The sequence below is a fragment of the Paenibacillus pasadenensis DSM 19293 genome (assembly GCF_000422485.1).
GTDB lineage: Bacteria > Bacillota > Bacilli > Paenibacillales > Paenibacillaceae > Paenibacillus_O > Paenibacillus_O pasadenensis.
Genome location: NZ_KE383857.1, coordinates 90,617 through 106,817 on the forward strand (window position 1 = coordinate 90,617; position 16,201 = coordinate 106,817).

Below are 16,201 nucleotides of genomic sequence, written 5' to 3' on the forward strand. Positions count from 1 at the left end.
AGCTGCGAAACGGTAGAGGGAGGGAACCATCATGCACACCGGGAGAATCCACTCTCTCGAAACGTTCGGAACGCTCGACGGTCCGGGAATCCGCTTCGTGCTGTTCATGCAGGGCTGCGCCTTGCAGTGCCGCTATTGCCATAACCCGGACAGCTGGGATACGGCCGCGGGACAGCCGCGCACGGTCGAGGAGGTGCTGGCCGAAATCGAACCGTACGTCGACTATTACAAAAGCTCCGGCGGCGGCATCACGGTCACCGGCGGCGAGCCGACGCTGCAGGCGCCGTTTGTCGCCGAGCTGTTCCGCGAGTGCAAGAGGCGCTGGGGGCTGCACACGGCGCTCGACTCCTCTGGCTTCTGCGATCCGCATCACGCGGAGGCGCTGCTCGAGGCGACGGATCTGGTGCTGCTCGATCTGAAATACATGGATTCGGAAGGACACCGCAAGCTGACGACGCAGCCCAACGAGCGAATCCTGACGTTCGCCTGCCACTTGTCGCGCATGGGCATCCCGATGTGGATCCGCCGCGTGCTCGTGCCGGGACTGACGGACAACGCTGCCGATCTGATGAAGCTAGGACGCTTCATCTCCGGCCTGCGCACGGTCGAGAAGGTGGAGGTGCTGCCTTATCACCGGATGGGCGTGTTCAAATGGCAGCAGCTCGGACGTCCCTACTCGCTGGAAGGCTACCGCGAACCGGACGCCAAAGAAGTCGATCGCGCCGTGAAATGGATCGAGCAAGGCCGCCGGGAAGGGGCCGCCGAGCAAGGGCGCAGAGAAGGAACGGCCGCCGAGCAAGGGCGCCGAAGCAGGGAGGCCGCCGATCAAGGACGCCAAGACGGGACGGCCGCGGCGAATGGCGGCATGGCCGAGACGGTGCGAGGCGCCGCCGGGCCGGAGGACGTGGGCAGCGCAGGCAGGCCTTGCAAGCAGAGCTTCGATGGCAGAACAGCCCCCGCACCAGGTCAGGAGCTGCGGTGCGCGGGCGGCAGCGGCGTCTAAATCGGCAAAACGGCAGATGAGAAGAACGAATGAATCCAAGGCGCTTGGGCGCCTTGGATTTTTGTATATCTGCGCAGGTTGCCGAGATCGGAATGGAGGCGAACAGGGGAGGCTGTGGCCCAATTATTGGGTGACATTCCTAGCCTCGCGCTCTCGGAGAGTCTACTGCCCGGTTTTTCCGCGTAAAAGAACTCCTCGAGCGGATTCAGAGTCCGTCTCACTGTCCATGCGGCTAGACGAGGTGATGTCGCATCGGCGGAGAGAGAGCTCGTATGTGGTAAATGTACCACTGGTGGAGGCGCATCGGTGGAAAGGGACGGTACGGGGCGTTTTGTTTTGTATGATTTTTCGTCCGACTCCGATAGAATCGTAGGAGTAGAAGCGAGAGCGAAGGAGGAGAGAGTCGATGAGTCGAACGCGAAAAGCCGCCATGCTTGCAGCCGCCGCCGCGCTGCTGCTGAGCGCCTGCGACGCAGGCGGCCAAGGTGCCGCCAGCGGCAGCCTTGAAGCGGCCGGCGGCAGCGCGAATGCCGCTGCGCTAAGCGCCGCCGCATCGCCAAGCCCCGCCGCATCGCCGGGCAACGGCGCTGAGCCGGCCGCTTCCGCTGCGCTAAGCGCCGCCGCATCGCCGGGCAACGGCGCTGAGCCGGCTGCTTCCGCTGCGCCAAGCGCCGCCGCATCGCCGGCTCCGGCCGAGCCGGCCGCTTCGCCGGCTCCGGCGATGTCGCCGAAGCCCGCCTCGCCCAGGGAGGAGAAGAAGCCCGTGCCCGAACGCAAGCGCAAGCTGCCGTCCGGCTTCGTCTATGTGGACGAAGTCATTCCGACGGCGCAATACGAGATCCGCTATTTCACGGACTATAACTTCGTCGGAGCGCGGCTGGACGGCTACAATGCCCCCTACGCGATCCTCACGAAGCAGGCGGCCGAGGCGCTCAAGGAAGCCCATGACTTCCTGGCGCCCAAGGGCTACGGCCTGAAAATCTTCGACGCCTACCGTCCGGCCAAGGCGGTGCGGCAGTTCGTCGCCTGGTCCAAGGACGCCTCCGACCAGCGGATGAAGGAGGAGTTCTACCCCGAGGTGGACAAGGCGAAGGCGTTCAAGCTCGGCTATATCTCCTCGCGCTCCGGCCATTCGCGGGGAAGCACGGTCGATCTGACGCTGTTCGAGCGGAAGACGGGCAAGGAGGCCGACATGGGCTCGCCGTTCGATTTTTTCGGGGACATCTCGAGCCACGGCACCCCCGAGATCGGCAAGGCGCCGGCGGAGCGGCGCGCGCTGCTCAAGCGGGCGATGGAGCTGGCGGGCTTCAAGCCGTACAGCAAGGAATGGTGGCATTACACGTTGGAGAAGGAGCCGTTTCCTAAGAAATACTTCGATTTCGATATCGAATAAATCTATGATTCCATCCAATTTTATCGAATTTATTTAATAAAACCTTACCCTGACGTTGACGGATCCCTGACACAGGTCTTCTATGCTTGTAGCATCAAGACATTGATCAGGAGGTTTCGATATGCCAGCTATGGTCCGCCGCAAGACCGTTACCGCCCTTCTCGCCCTGTCGCTTTCCCTCGCCGTATCCGCGTGCGGAGCCCAGAACGCGTCCCAGAATGCAGCCGGTCCCGCTGCAGAAGGACAGGCTCCGGCCGGCACGGAAGCATCAACTGCTCCGGAGGCATCGACGGCGCCGTCCAAATCGGACGAGCCGCTCGTCGTCTACCTGAACGACTTCGACGAAATCATCCAGCCGATGTTCGAGCAGGCGACCGGCTACAAGCTGGAGCTCGTATCCGGCAACGGCGCCGAGCTGGCCTCCCGCATCGAAGCGGAGAAGGGTAATCCGCACTGGGATGTCGTCTGGATGGATTCCATGCCGTTGATCGACCAGTTGGGCAAAACCGGCCGACTACTGGAGGGCTGGACGCCGGCGGACATCGGCAACCTGACCGACTTCGCCAGCGGACTCGTGCCGGCGAACGGAACCTATTACCCGACCGGCGCCCATGCTGCCGCCGTCATCGCCTACAACACGAAAGCCTTCACGAAGGACACGGCTCCGAAGACATGGGCCGATCTGGCCGATGCGAAGTTCAAGAATGCGCTGGGCATGGCTGATCCTGCCGTCGCCGCCCCGGCCTATCCGTTCGTCTCCTATTTCTTCCAGAGCCAAGGCATGGATGCCGCTAAAGGGTATTTCGACAGCCTGTTCAAAAACGGCATGCATGTGTACCCGAAAAATCCGAACGTCGCCAAAGCGCTGACCGGCGGGGAAATCAAGGCAGCCGCCCTTCAGGAAAGCAACGCCTACGCGCTGAAAAACAAAGGCGAGCCGGTCGATATCATCTGGCCTGCCGAAGGAGCCCCTGCGTCGGTGCGCGTCGCCGCGATCCAGAAAGAGACGAAGCATCTGGAAGCCGCCAAGGCGTTTGTCGAGTTCCTGCTGGATCCCGCGACGCAGCAGGCGCTGATCGACAAGGGCGAGGAGAGCTACTTCGAGCCTTCCGCCAAAGGCGTGAACGCCAAGGCCGACCGCGCGGGAGATGCCAAGCTTGTTTTGGCTGAAGCGGCTTGGGCCGGCGAGCATGAAGGCGAGATCAAGCAATGGTTCGCGGACAAAGCGGTGAAGTGACGGAATGAAGCTCCTGCCGAGTCAAGGCAACAGGACGGGCTGGCTGATGCTGGCCGTCCTGTTCGTCCTCATTCTGCTGCCGCTGCTCGCCGTCGTCATCCAGGTGCTCTTTCCCGGCATTTTCTTCGGCACCCTGAAGACCGGCGATCTTTCCTTGCTGCTCGACATCTTCAGACGGCCGCTATGGTATGCCTCGCTCAAAAATTCGGTCCTGCTCGGCCTGGGCACGACGGTTCTGGCCACGCTCCTCGGCGGAGCGCTGGCTTTTGCCCGTTCCCGCTGGGCCTTTCCGACGGCCAGACTGCTGGACATCTCGGTCTGGCTGCTGCTGATCACCCCTTCCTTCATTCTGGCGCAGGGATGGGTCATGTTCGCGGCTCCGGACGGCCTCGCCGCCCAGCGGCTGGGCTGGGACGGAGCGTCCGCGCTGGTGTTCCAGCCAGCGGGGCTGATCGCCGTCATGACGCTGAGCAAGTTCCCGCTGGCCTATTTGACGGTGAAGGCGGCGCTGCAGTGGAGGGTCGAGAGGCTGAGCGACGCGGCGCGGCTGTCGGGCGCCTCTCCATGGACGGTGCTGCGCACCGTGGAGCTGCCGCTGCTGCTGCCCGCGATCGCTTCGGGAGCGATGCTGGTGTTCATGGACACGGTCGGCGACTTCGGCCTGCCCGCCTCCATCGCAGCCGTGTTCCGCTTTCCGACGCTGCCTTATTCCATCTACTCCGCGCTGTACACATCCCCGATCCGCTTCGACATGGCAGGGGCGCTGTCGTTCTATCTCGTGCTGCTGATCGCGCTCGCGATGAGTGTCCAGCTGTATGCCATGCGCAAGTCGCGCTTCGACTTTCTCTCCTCGCGCGCGGTGGAGTCGCAGCCTCGCCGTCCGGCAAGGGGCGGCTCGCTGCTGGCGCTGGCCAACTCGGCCTTTCTGGCGATCGCCATCGGCATCCCGCTTGGCTCCAATCTGCTGATGTCGCTGCAGGGCGACTCCGCCGGCGGCGGGTTCACGCTGGACCATTACCGCGCTCTATTCCAGGGGGACAGCCGCCTCGCGCAGGGTCTGGCGCATAGCCTGGAAATTGCGCTGACCGCGGCGGCAATCGGACTTGTCGTCGGCTTCCTGACGGCGTATGTCCTGACCTATACCTCCTTCAGGCTGAAGAAGACGATCGACGTCCTGTCCCTCGTCTCGCTGGCGGTGCCGGGCATCGTGCTCGGCATCGGCTATATCTTCATCTGGAACCAGGCCTGGCTGCAGCACATCGGGCTGCTTCTGTACGGCACGCCGTGGATTCTCGCGCTCGGCGGCGTAGCCGGCGCCATCCCGGTCATCACCCGCATCATGGCGGGAGCGATGGCCCAGGTGCCGGAACGACTGCTGGCCGCGGCGCAGCTGCAAGGGGCCGGCTTCTTCTCTCGGCTGCGGACGGTGCTGGCGCCGCTCGTGAAGGGCGCTCTCCTCTCGGCCGGACTGACGGCGTTCGGCTCCAGCGTATTCGACCTGGCGCTGTCCTCCGTGCTGTATCCGCCCAACTATATGACACTGCCGGTCGTCATCAACAAAGCCTTCGAGGACCTCCGGTTCGGCTACGCATCGGCGGCGACGCTGACGGGAGCCGGACTGGTCGTCCTGATCATTCTGAGCGTGGACCTGCTGGCCCGGGGGACGCGCCGACGTTCAAGGAGAACGACTTCATGACAGCGATGCTGGAGATCAAGCAAGTAGGCAAATCGTACGGCAAGCAGGAGGTGCTGGGGAGCGTCGATCTGAGCGTGCAGACTGGAGAGATCATCAGCGTGCTCGGTCCGTCCGGCTGCGGCAAGTCGACGCTGCTGCAGCTGATCGCCGGCCTGCAGCAGCCGGACCGCGGCGAGATCCTGCTGCGCGGCAAGCTGGCCGCTTCCCGGTCCGCCATGCTGGCGCCGGAGAAGCGCGGCATCAACATGGTATTCCAGGATTATGCCTTGTGGCCCCATATGACGGTGTTCGAAAATATCGCCTACGGCATGCGCCGGAGCAGGCAGGACCAGGCCGGCATCAAGGCCTCCGTGGCGGAGCTGGCTGCGCTGCTCAGGCTGGAAGGACTGGAGCAGCGCCTGCCGCCGCAGCTGTCCGGCGGCCAGCAGCAGCGCGTCGCCATCGCGCGGGCGCTCGCGACCAAGCCGGATCTGATGCTGCTCGACGAGCCGCTCTCGAACCTCGACATGCAGCTGCGCGTCGAGATGCGCACGGAGATGGCCTATCTGTTCAAAAAGCTGGGCACGACGGTCTTCCATGTGACCCACGATCCGGAAGAAGCCTTCTCCATGGCCGACCGTCTGGTCATCATGCGCGAAGGCGCGATCGACCAGATCGGCACGCCTCAGGAATGCTGGCGCCGGCCGGCATCCGCATCGGCGGCCAAGCTGCTGGGAGCGGGCAATCGGCTGGAGGTCATGGGCAGGATCGGCGGGGGCGTATCGGTCGGAGAGGCGAAGCTGGCCGGGGTGTGGCCCGGCCAGCTGGCTGCGTCCAACGCAGAAGGACCCGCTCAGCTGCTCTTCCGTCCGGATGCGGCGGATTTTCAGCCGCATGTCGTCTGCACCTCGGGCGAGGCCGCTGAATCAGCGGCTTCGCTGGAGCCGGCCTGGGAGCGGAACCGTCTGCCCGTGCATGTCGTGCACAGCGTCTTTGAGGGCAAGGGCTGGAGAGTGCTGGCCCGCACGTCCGACGGACAGCCGCTGACGTTCCTGCATCATCGGCCGCTCGCAGCCGGCGACGAGGGCCTGCTGACGATATCCCCGACCGATCTGTACCTTTATCCCATACTGGAGGCCAACTGATCCTCATGTCCCGAATACTCGCGTTGTCCGACATCCATGGCTTCACCGCCGAGGCTCGCCGGCTGCTGCAAGCGGCCGCCTACGAGCCGGGCCGGGACAAGCTCTTTCTGCTGGGCGATTATATCGATTACGAGCCGTGTACATGGAGTTCTCTGGACGAAATCATGGAGCTGACGGCCGGCGGCGCCGTCGCGCTCGCCGGCAACATGGAGCGGCATCTGCAGCGGCAGCTGGAGCAGGAGCTGGAGAGCCGCGGGAGCCTGGATCACGGCAGCTCCGTTCAGCTGCAGTTTCTGAAGCGCCTGCCGCTGCATGCCGCGGCTGGCGGATGGCTGTTCGTGCATGCCGGCATCCGTCCCGGAGTGCCTCTGGAGCGGCAGGCGGAGCGCGATCTCATCGGCATCCGGGAAGAATTCTGGGGGGCCGCGGAGGCCGCAGAGGCGCCGCCGATGCATGGCGGCGGGACGTTGGAGACAAGCGGCGAATGGCTGCCGCAAGTACAAATCGTGTTCGGGCATACGCCGACGCACAAGATCGGAGCGCCGCCGGGAGAGCTGTGGCGTGGTCCCGGCAAGCTCGGCATCGATACCGGGGCCAAGCATGGCCTGCGGCTGACGCTCGTCGATCTGACCGGACGCAAGGACTATTCCTGTCCGACTTCTCCCGCTGGTCCTGGTCAGGTGCAAGCCGCTGTCGCCATCAACGATTGGGAGGCGGGATAGGGAGATGAACCTGCTTAAATTCCAGATCGTCGAGCTGCTCGACAAGCACCGCAAAGTAACCGCCGTGGCAGAGGTGCTGGGCCTCAAGCAGCCTACGGTCACCTACCATATGAAGTCGCTGGAGCAGGAGTACGGCGTGAAGCTGTTCGAGCCTCGGATGGACAAGGTGATTCTGACCGAGGCTGGACGCGCCTTGCTGCATTTTGCCGGCAAAATCAACTGCCTGGCCTCCGAGGCGAAGCGGACCGTCCAGGAATACGGAACTCCTGGTAGAGGGACCCTCCGCGTCGGAGCCAGCTACGTCCCGGCTACCTATATGCTGCCGCGCCTGCTCAAGGAGTTTGCAGCGCGCCATCCCAAGGTGACGGTCACGCTGGCGGTCAAGCCCTCTGCCGTGATCAAGGAGATGCTGCTGAATCACGAGATCGATCTCGGCGTCCTGTCGGCGGAGCCGTTCCGCCTGCCGATGCTGGACGTGCGCGAGCTCTGCGACGACGAGCTGGTGCTGGCGCATGCTCCGAGCCATTATCTGGCCGCGAGCTCTGAGCTGACCCCGGGCCTCCTCTGCACGGCTGATTTTGTTCTCCATGGACGGCATTCCAGCACGCGCGAGCTGACGGACCGCTGGCTGGAGCAGCATGGAGTCCAGCTGGAGCAGCACCTGGAGCTGGATTCGCTGGAAGCGATCAAGCAGATGGTCATTCAGGGCGGGCATGTTACATTCGCATCGGGACTCGCGATCCAGGCAGAGGTGGCCAGAGGCCAGCTGCTGGCAAGAGCGATCCCGGAATTCCGCTATCGGCGCAAGATCAGCTGCACCACCAACCGCGACCGCCATCACTCCGGCCTGCTGGATAGCATGATGGAGCTGCTGCAGGACTGGGAGCATATTCAATAAACCTTGGGCGGCATTCAACTTTTAACGGCGGATTTAACGCACTCGCCGACCCCTCTTGATGCTGCCTGGACAAGCCGGAGCTACAGTAAAGAAGCCGGAAGGCGAAAATCAGGCAGGGGAGCGGATGAGATGAGAAGCATATGGAAAAAAGCGGCTGCGGCAGTATTGGCGGGTGGGCTATTGATGTCGATCAGCATGCAGCCGGGGCAGCGGGCCGAGGCGGCAAGCTCCGTCATGGTTCCTGGTTACGAAGTCAAGCTGCTGCTCAGCCCGTCAGCCACGCTCGGCGGAGACGGCAAGCCGTCCGCTGCGCTGGCGAGCGCTTTTGGGCTCGGTTCCGCGCAGAGCATCGGCGTGGAGTATTTCGACACCAGCTCCCTGGATTTGAATGCAAAGGGATGGGATGTGCGCTTCCGCAAGAAAGCCGACAAATCCAATTTTGAAATCAGCTACAAGAAGCGTTATCCCATCGTGAACGGGAATATCAACGCGGCGCTGGAGCAAGCCAGGCAGGAGGGCTTCACTTCTGCGGACGACAACTACGAGGCCGAGATCGACTGGAACTACAGCAAGCAGACGCTGAGCATTTCCACGGAGAAGAAGAAAAGCGCCTCGGGGTACAGCGGCACGGCTCTGCCGGCAGAAAGCAAGGCGCTCGGCATGGCGGTGGATGAAATTCCCGGCAAGCTGGACAACTGGAGCGCAACCGGCTGGGGCAAGAAAACGCTGTCGGCTTCAAGGGCGCATGGACCGGTAGCGGTAAGCAAATACGCCGGCGTCTTCAATGGGCTGGAGACGGATGTGGAGATCTGGCCCATCCGCAGCTCGTCCGGTACGGGTACGGAGACGATCGTGGAAGTTTCCTTCAAGACGGACGATGCTGCCGAGGCCGCGGCGGAACGGGATAAGCTGATCGCCTTCCTGCAGGGCAAGGGCTGGCTGACGCCGCAGGATTCCCTCAAGACGCAGCTGATCCTGGAGCGTTGCTAGGCGGCGGAACGGAATTCAAGGCCTTCCTGCGGGAAGGTCTTTTTTGCGATGCTCATGCGGCCTGCAGCGCCCCGCGTGCAAGCGCCCCGAGCGCCGGCGCCATTGCGGCTGACGGCTTGCGCGGCTGCGGCGCGATGCGCTATGCTGGAACGGATGTTCTTATTTCTAATGAAGAAGGTGAGCCGATGAGCGAGACGCGAAAGAGGCTGAAGCTGGAGGCGCCGCGGCTGCCGGCGGAGCTGGAAAGGCTGTCGCTGCCGGCGCGGCTGGGCACGCGGGATGCGTTCGAGCACGGGCTCGTCGAAGGCGAGCGGCTGGAAGAGCTGGACGCCGACAAGGTCGTGTTCGACGGCGTCGTGTTCCGAGGCGTCACATTCGACTCGGCCAAGCTGCGGAGCCTGGAGCTCACGGACGTGCTGTTCGACCGCTGCGATCTGTCCAACGCCGATCTGAGCCGAGCGGTCGTCCACCGCGCGCAGTTCCGCTCCTGCAAGCTCGTCGGAGCCGATCTGAGCGAAGCGATGCTGCGCAACGTGCTCGTCGAGGACTGCCAGCTCGACTATGCCAACCTGCGCGCTGCCGACCTCAAGGGGGTCGTGTTCGCCGACAGCTCGCTGAACCGCGCGGACTTCTGCATGGCGAAGCTCGCCAAGACGGAATTCCACCGCTGCAAGCTGGACGGCGCGCTGCTCGGCACGCCGCTGAGGGGCATCGACCTGAGCGACAGCGAGTTCACGGGACTGTCCTGCAATCCGGACGATCTGCGGGGCTGCATCATCTCGCGCGAGCAGGCGTTCATCTTCGCCGCGCTGTTCGGCATGGTGCTGAAGGACTAGCCAGCGCCTGGCGTCCCCCCGCCCCGCAGCAAAAAGCCGTCCTCTCGGACGGCTTCTTTGCGATCGACGCCGCGGCTCTGCGCCCCTTTGCGGCCGCCGGCCGTGCCGCTGGCTGCGGTCCGGTCCCGGGCCGGCCAGCGCATGCGCTACATGCGGCAGATTTCCTTCGGGCAGCCCTCGCAGCGGCAGTGCTGCATGAGCTGCTCCAGGTCGTGGACGACGATATGGCCCTGGCGCATCGACAGCGCGCCCGCGCGGCGGTAATCGGCAAGCAGCCGATTGACGCTCTCGCGCGCGGCTCCGATCGTCTCGGCCAGCTCGGAGTTGGTGATGCGCTGCGTGATCAGGATGCCGTCGTCGACGGGCATGCCGTACGTATTGGCCATGCGGATGAGCGTGGAGCAGAGCGCGCCGGGCTTGCCGTAGAGCATCAGGTCGCGCAGCTTCGTCTGCGTGTGCCGGTTCATCTGGCTCATCCAGCCGATGCACTCCAGCGCCAGGCCGCCGAACCGCCACAGCGCGAACTCCAGCTCGCCGCGCGGGATGAAGCTGATGACGCAGTCGGTCTGCGCGACGGCGCTGAAGCTTTGCGACGGCTCGCCGTCGAAGCCGAGCTGGCCGAAGAAATCGCCCTGCTTGTAGCGGTAAATCGTGAATTCCTTGCCCTCGGCGCTCGTCTTCATGCCTTTGACATGGCCGTGCTCGAGGTAGTACCAGTACTCCGCCGGCTCGCCCTCCCAAAATACGTGGCCGCCCGCAGGGATCCGATGCTTGCGCATGAGCGCCGACAGCTTCGCGAGGCTGTCCGCAGAAAAGGCGGCCGAGTTGCCCGGAGCCGTCTCCGGCTTGGTGACGCCGCTTGCTGCATCCATGATCGTGCCCTCCTTCCGATGATGCCCTAACTGTAGCAAATACCGCACGGAAGGGATGTGACCGTCCTCACAGAGGACCCGGGAGCTCAGCTTATCAACATTCCTCCTGCGGCACTTGCCGCGACGACGATCCAAGGCGGCCATTTCCAGACCGCAATCAGAACGAACAAGATCATGGCCAACGCAAAATCAGCGGGGGACAAAATGGCTGTCGTCCATAGAGGATCATATAGCGCAGCGAGCAGAATGCCGACAACCGCCGCATTGATCCCCATCAATGCGCCTTGCACCTTCGGAATGCTGCGCAAGGAGCTCCAAAAGGGCAAGGCGCCGATGATCATGAAGAAGGCAGGCAGGAATATAGCAAGGGTAGCCACCACAGCGCCAGAAAAGCCGAATGCCATGGCTCCCAAATAGCCGGCAAAGGTGAACAAGGGTCCAGGGACCGCCTGAGCGGCGCCGTAACCGGCCAGGAAGTCCTCGCTCGTAACCCATCCGGCGGGCACAGCCTCACGTTCAAGCAAGGGGAGTACGACATGTCCCCCTCCGAATACAAGGGAGCCTGCACGGTAGAAGCTGTCGAACAGAGGGAGAAAACCCGTGTTTGAAAAGGGTCGAAGCAGAGGCAGCGCAATCCATAAGCTTGCAAAGAGGCCGAGACATAGCGCAGCGGTTCCACGGCTTACTGGCACGGATAGACTGGAAAAATCAGATGGGGCCGTTTTAGAGTACATCAAAAGCCCGATCAGCCCTGCCGCAACGATGAGCAGCGCTTGGCTGAACGCGGTCTGCCACGAGAGGGTGACGGTCGCCGAAATAACCGCGATTGCCACCCGATTCCGGTCAGGCGTCAGTTTCTGGCCCATGCCGATAATCGCATGAGCGACGATGGCTACGGCGACGATTTTAAGCCCGTGTATCCATCCTGCAGCATCCATAGGATAGCCTTGCAGCAAGAACGCGAACAGAGTCAGGGCAAGAAAGGAGGGGAGGGTAAAGCCGATCCAGGCGACCGCCCCTCCCAGCAGCCCTGCACGGATCAGGCCGATTCCAATGCCGACTTGGCTGCTGGCTGGTCCGGGAAGGAACTGGCACAATGCGACCAGCTCCGCGTAAACGCGCTCGTCGATCCATTTCCGGCGAGTTACGTATTCGTCGTGAAAATAGCCAAGGTGGGCGATCGGACCTCCGAATGAAGTCAGTCCCAGCTTGGTTGATGCCGCGAATAGCTCCAGAAGGGCCAGGGGTTTGCTTTTGGGATTACAATCATTTTCTTCCTTCATGTGAATCCGGCTCTCCTTTCGTAGACTTTTCTAAAGTAAGCCTATTTTCTCATCCCTTTATTAGCGGTATTAGCTGTCCTTGTTTTCGTTTGAATAATTGACGCTGCCAAGAAAAGCGTGGTAAAAGGAAGGAAAGCGATCTCATCCTACCTAACAAAGCGAGGTATTCGTCATGCCAATGCTAGACATGCCGCTCGAGCAGCTGCGCCGCTACGAGGGCATCAATCCGCGTCCGGACGACTTCGACGCCTACTGGGAGCGCGCGCTCCAGGAGCTCGACGCGACCGCGGCCGAGGTCGAGCTCGTGCCGTCCGCCTTCCAGGTGCCGACCGCCGACTGCTTCGACCTGTACTTCACCGGCGTGCGCGGCGCGCGCATCCATGCCAAGTACATCCGTCCGAAAAACGTGCCCGAGCCTCACGCCGCGCTGCTGCAGTTCCACGGCTACTCCGGCAACGCCGGCGACTGGGCCGACAAGCTCAGCTACGCCTCGCTCGGCTACTCCGTCTTCTCCATGGACTGCCGCGGACAGGGCGGCGGCTCCGAGGACCGCGGCGGCGTCAAAGGCAACACGCTGAACGGTCACATCATCCGCGGCCTCGACGGCGAGCCGGACGACCTGCTGTTCCGGCAGATCTTCCTCGATACGGCGCAGCTCGCCCGCATCGCCATGGACATGCCGGAGGTCGACGCGGAGCGCATCGGCGCGACCGGCTGGTCGCAGGGAGGCGCGCTGACGATCGCCTGCGCCGCGCTGGAGCCTCGCGTGAAGCGCCTGGCGCCGGTCTACCCGTTCCTGAGCGACTACCGCCGCGTCTGGGAGATGGATCAGGCCAAGGACGCCTACGCCGAGCTGCGGAACTATTTCCGCTTGTTCGATCCGCAGCACAAGCGCGAGCAGGAGATCTTCACGCGCCTGGGCTACATCGACATCCAGAATCTCGCGCCGCGCATCCAGGGCGAGACGCTGCTCGGCGTCGGCCTGATGGACTCGATCTGCCCGCCGTCCACCCAGTTCGCCGCCTACAACAAGATCACCGCGCCCAAGTCGCTGGAGATCTACCCCGACTTCGGCCACGAAGGGCTGCCGGGCCTGAACGACAGGATCCTGCAGTTCATGCAGGATCTGTAGGCGCCGAGCCTATCGGCACCGTGCGTGCGTTTTCTTCAGCCGCTTCCGGTTTTCCGGAGGCGGCTTTTTATTTTTGCAGGCTGCTGGGATCAGGGGATGGAATCGCTCGGGGGAGGCTGCAACCCGATTTTTTCGGGTTGCAGCCTTGGAATCGCGCTCGGGGGAGGCTGTAACCCGATTTTTTCGGGTTACAGCTTTGGAATCGCGTTCCGGGTAGGCAGTAACCCGATTTTTTCGGGTTGCAGCACTGGAATCGCGCTCGAGGGAGGCCGTAACCCGATTTTTTCGGGCTACAGCTTTGGAATCGCGCTCGGTGGAGGCAGTAACCCGATTTTTTCGGGTTACAGCCGGTTGTTTTGCAAAAAAACCACTTCGAGCGTCCCGCAGCGTGAGTCGCGGCGCTCCCCAATTCCAACTACCGCTAAGGAAGGCGCACTCGTCGCCCCTGCGTCTGAGTTGCGCGGAAAACCCGAGCAACTCGGCGCGACCAGGCGCCTCCACGTCGGAGTTACGCGGAAAACCCGAGTAACTGGGCGCGACCGGGTGCCAACGAGTCGGAGTTGCGCGGAAAAACCGAGTAACTGGGCGCGATCGGGTGCCAACGAGTCGGAGTTGCGCGGAAAACCCGAGTAACTCGGCGCGACCAGGCGCCTCCACGTCGGAGTTACGCGGAAAACCCGAGTAACTCGGTTCGACGAGACGCCTCCACGTCGGAGTTACGCGGAAAACCCGAGCAACTCGGCTCGACCAGGCGCCCCCACGTCGGAGTTACGCGGAAAACCCAAGCAACTCGGCGCGACCCGGTGCCTCCACGTCGGAGTTACGCGGAAAACCCGAGTAACTCGGCGCGACCAGGCGCCTCCACGTCGGAGTTACGCGGAAAACCCGAGTAACTCGGCGCGACCAGGCGTCCCCGCGTCGGAGTTGCGCGGAAAACCCGAGCAGCTCGGCGCGACCGGGTGCCTCCACGTCGGAGTTGCGCGGAAAATCCGAGTAACTCGGCTCGACGGGGTGCCAACGAGTCGGATTTGCGCGGAAAAACCGAGTAACTGAGCGCGACCGGGTGCCAACGAGTCGGAGTTGCGCGGAAAACCCGAGCAGCTCGGCGCGACCGGGGGTTTCTTCTGCTGCGGCGCCGCTTAACGCCTAGCTTCCCTCTATCCAAAAAGGCTTCCTTGGTTGCCGGGGCAACCAAGGAAGCCTTTTTTCATGGATGATGCGTGACCGGAACGGTCATGTACGTTCCTTTGGACAATGGAAAATCCAATGCCGTGCTCATCTTGCCCTTCGATAAACGAGCCCGATGGCTCCAGAGTCAAAGGTTTTGTTTTCGACCAGCTCCAGGCTGATCTTCTCCTCGATGCCTTGGAACAACGGCAATCCTTTGCCGATCAGGACCGGAGAAACCGTAATCTTAAACTCGTCGATCAAATCAAGCTGCATAAGGCGGTGCGCGAGCCTAGGACTGCCGAGAATGACCATGTCCTTGCCTGGCTGCTGCTTGAGGGCTAGGATCGCTTCCTTGACCTCCTCTTTCACGAGTCGGGAATTCGCCCATTCGACTTTCTCCAGCGTCGTGGAGAACACGATTTTGGTTGTCTTTTCAATCCACTCGGCATGATCCCGCTCATGCTGCGAAGCGGATGGATCCGACGGCACGGACGGCCAGTACCCGTACATCATCTCGTAAGTCCCGCGTCCCCAGATGACCGTGTCGGCTGTGCTCAGAATTTCTTTCGCATGCTTTTCCAAATGAGCATCGTAGGAAACCCAGCCGATATCCATCGCGCCATTCGGCCCTTCGACAAAGCCGTCAAGCGATGCGTGCAGGAAAAGAACGAGCTTTCTCATCTTCAGTTCTCCTTTGTCCATGAAAATATCTTATATCTAAATTAATTGCAGTATAACAGATTCCGGATGAGGTTGTTTCTTATGGATCGCCATCTCCAACTTGCTGTCCCACTGATGGGCCTATGAAAGTTCGTACTGGGCGGCATGGAGAAGCTGGGTTAGGCTGGAAAAGAAAAGGCGGAATCCGATAGCCGGAGCTCCAGCTTCACGGTCCCGAGCGCGGGAGCGCGGGCTCTGGAACCGCACGGATCTGCCTGATGAAGGAGGCGCGCCGAATGCCGCATGAAGAGACGAAGAAACCGGAGCAAGCAGGTGCTGGAGCGGGGCAGGGCATGGGGAAATACGCTCGTCGAGAGACGGAGGATTGCCAGGGAGTGAAGGGGAGAGCTCGCGAGCAAGAGGGAGCAGTGGCAGACGAGTACGAGGAAGCGGTAGCGGCCGAACATGAGGATGTGCCTGAGCATGAGAAAGCTGGCCCGAACGCGCACGACGGAGCAGGCCCGATTGAGCACGATGGAGCAGTAGCAGACAAGCACGAGGATAAAGCCGAGCACAAAGGAGCAGGCCCGAACGCGCACGATGGAGCAATAGCAGACAAGCACGAAGATGAAGCCGAGCACGACGGAGCAGGCCCGAATGACCACGAGGAAGCGCGCCCGCGCGACTTCGAGAGGGCTGCTGAGGGAGAAAAAGAGCAAGAACGGCGCATCCGGCGGAACGCGGCCGAGCGGCGGATGAAGGCGGAGCTGGCTTCCCATCTGGCGGCTCTGTTTGTCGCGCCGTTGCTCGCCTCCATCGGAATCAGCCTGTTTCTGCTCGAGCCTGCCGCGCTGATCTACGTCCTACTATTCAGCTGGATCGGCACGTTATGCGTCGCGATGCCGGTTTCCTGGATGATCGGCCGGATCGTCGGGAAAAAGGACGGCTCGGGACGCGCCTTGCTTTCCGTGCTGCTGCATGGGGCGGCCGGAGGCGCGCTGATGCTTGCCTTCAACGCCTTGGCCGAGCCCGGCTCGCTGGCGCCTGGCGGCTTCGGATGGCTGTTCGTTCTCTCCGGCGCGGCCAACGGGTTCGCCTACGGCCTGATCCGGCTCGCGGTCCGCTCGCTGGTGATCGGCCGGGAGCCTTTTCAAAAATAAATCCATATATCCAAACAAAAACAAA

Annotated in this window: 13 protein-coding genes and 1 pseudogene; 11 read left to right on the forward strand and 3 right to left on the reverse strand. The window is 62.5% G+C overall.

Annotated features, from left to right (window positions below; translation table 11 throughout):
• Nucleotides 1-31 precede the first annotated feature (31 nt).
• The 9 genes and pseudogenes from pflA to H582_RS0122750 all read left to right on the forward strand — a co-directional run.
• Nucleotides 32-754, forward strand: a pseudogene (gene pflA, locus H582_RS29175) (pyruvate formate-lyase-activating protein); the annotation flags it as partial.
• 655 nt (nucleotides 755-1,409) lie between these two features.
• Entirely contained in the window at nucleotides 1,410-2,396 is a 987-nt protein-coding gene (locus H582_RS0122715; RefSeq protein ID WP_205621435.1) for a M15 family metallopeptidase, read from the forward strand.
• 121 nt (nucleotides 2,397-2,517) lie between these two features.
• Nucleotides 2,518-3,633, forward strand: a complete 1,116-nt coding sequence (locus H582_RS0122720) for an extracellular solute-binding protein (RefSeq protein ID WP_028600370.1) — start codon at nucleotides 2,518-2,520, stop codon at nucleotides 3,631-3,633.
• A gap of 4 nt (nucleotides 3,634-3,637) precedes the next feature.
• Complete coding sequence (locus H582_RS0122725; RefSeq protein ID WP_028600371.1) at nucleotides 3,638-5,329, forward strand: ABC transporter permease; 1,692 nt, start codon at nucleotides 3,638-3,640, stop codon at nucleotides 5,327-5,329.
• Nucleotides 5,326-6,453 (forward strand): ABC transporter ATP-binding protein, encoded by a 1,128-nt coding sequence (locus H582_RS0122730; protein ID WP_028600372.1) that lies wholly within the window; start codon nucleotides 5,326-5,328, stop codon nucleotides 6,451-6,453. Before H582_RS0122725 ends, H582_RS0122730 begins: the two co-directional genes overlap by 4 nt.
• 5 nt (nucleotides 6,454-6,458) lie before the next feature.
• Entirely contained in the window at nucleotides 6,459-7,175 is a 717-nt protein-coding gene (locus H582_RS29180) for a metallophosphoesterase (protein ID WP_084137549.1), read from the forward strand.
• Nucleotides 7,176-7,179: 4 nt separating this feature from the next.
• Nucleotides 7,180-8,073, forward strand: coding sequence for a LysR substrate-binding domain-containing protein (locus H582_RS0122740; protein WP_028600373.1), 894 nt, complete (start codon nucleotides 7,180-7,182; stop codon nucleotides 8,071-8,073).
• A 3-nt stretch (nucleotides 8,074-8,076) separates the two neighbouring features.
• On the forward strand, nucleotides 8,077-9,063 hold the full coding sequence (locus tag H582_RS0122745) for a hypothetical protein (RefSeq protein WP_240479063.1): 987 nt from the start codon (nucleotides 8,077-8,079) through the stop codon (nucleotides 9,061-9,063).
• A gap of 185 nt (nucleotides 9,064-9,248) precedes the next feature.
• Entirely contained in the window at nucleotides 9,249-9,899 is a 651-nt protein-coding gene (locus H582_RS0122750; protein ID WP_043111815.1) for a pentapeptide repeat-containing protein, read from the forward strand.
• 146 nt (nucleotides 9,900-10,045) lie between these two features.
• Here the strand turns inward: H582_RS0122750 and H582_RS0122760 are convergent, their stop codons facing one another.
• Both H582_RS0122760 and H582_RS0122765 read right to left on the reverse strand, forming a co-directional pair.
• Nucleotides 10,046-10,771 (reverse strand): Crp/Fnr family transcriptional regulator, encoded by a 726-nt coding sequence (locus H582_RS0122760; RefSeq protein ID WP_028600376.1) that lies wholly within the window; start codon nucleotides 10,769-10,771, stop codon nucleotides 10,046-10,048.
• 86 nt (nucleotides 10,772-10,857) lie between these two features.
• Nucleotides 10,858-12,054 carry a chromate transporter gene (locus H582_RS0122765; protein WP_028600377.1) on the reverse strand — a complete coding sequence of 399 codons (1,197 nt, stop codon included), beginning with the start codon at nucleotides 12,052-12,054 and terminating at the stop codon, nucleotides 10,858-10,860.
• 172 nt (nucleotides 12,055-12,226) lie between these two features.
• Here H582_RS0122765 and H582_RS0122770 point away from each other — a divergent pair, with 172 nt between their 5' ends.
• Nucleotides 12,227-13,186 (forward strand): acetylxylan esterase, encoded by a 960-nt coding sequence (locus H582_RS0122770; RefSeq protein ID WP_028600378.1) that lies wholly within the window; start codon nucleotides 12,227-12,229, stop codon nucleotides 13,184-13,186.
• Nucleotides 13,187-14,461: 1,275 nt separating this feature from the next.
• Here the strand turns inward: H582_RS0122770 and H582_RS0122775 are convergent.
• Nucleotides 14,462-15,037, reverse strand: a complete 576-nt coding sequence (locus H582_RS0122775; protein WP_028600379.1) for a dihydrofolate reductase family protein — start codon at nucleotides 15,035-15,037, stop codon at nucleotides 14,462-14,464.
• A gap of 275 nt (nucleotides 15,038-15,312) precedes the next feature.
• Here H582_RS0122775 and H582_RS32265 point away from each other — a divergent pair, with 275 nt between their 5' ends.
• Nucleotides 15,313-16,176, forward strand: coding sequence for an MFS transporter (locus tag H582_RS32265; protein ID WP_127464545.1), 864 nt, complete (start codon nucleotides 15,313-15,315; stop codon nucleotides 16,174-16,176).
• Nucleotides 16,177-16,201 lie beyond the last annotated feature (25 nt).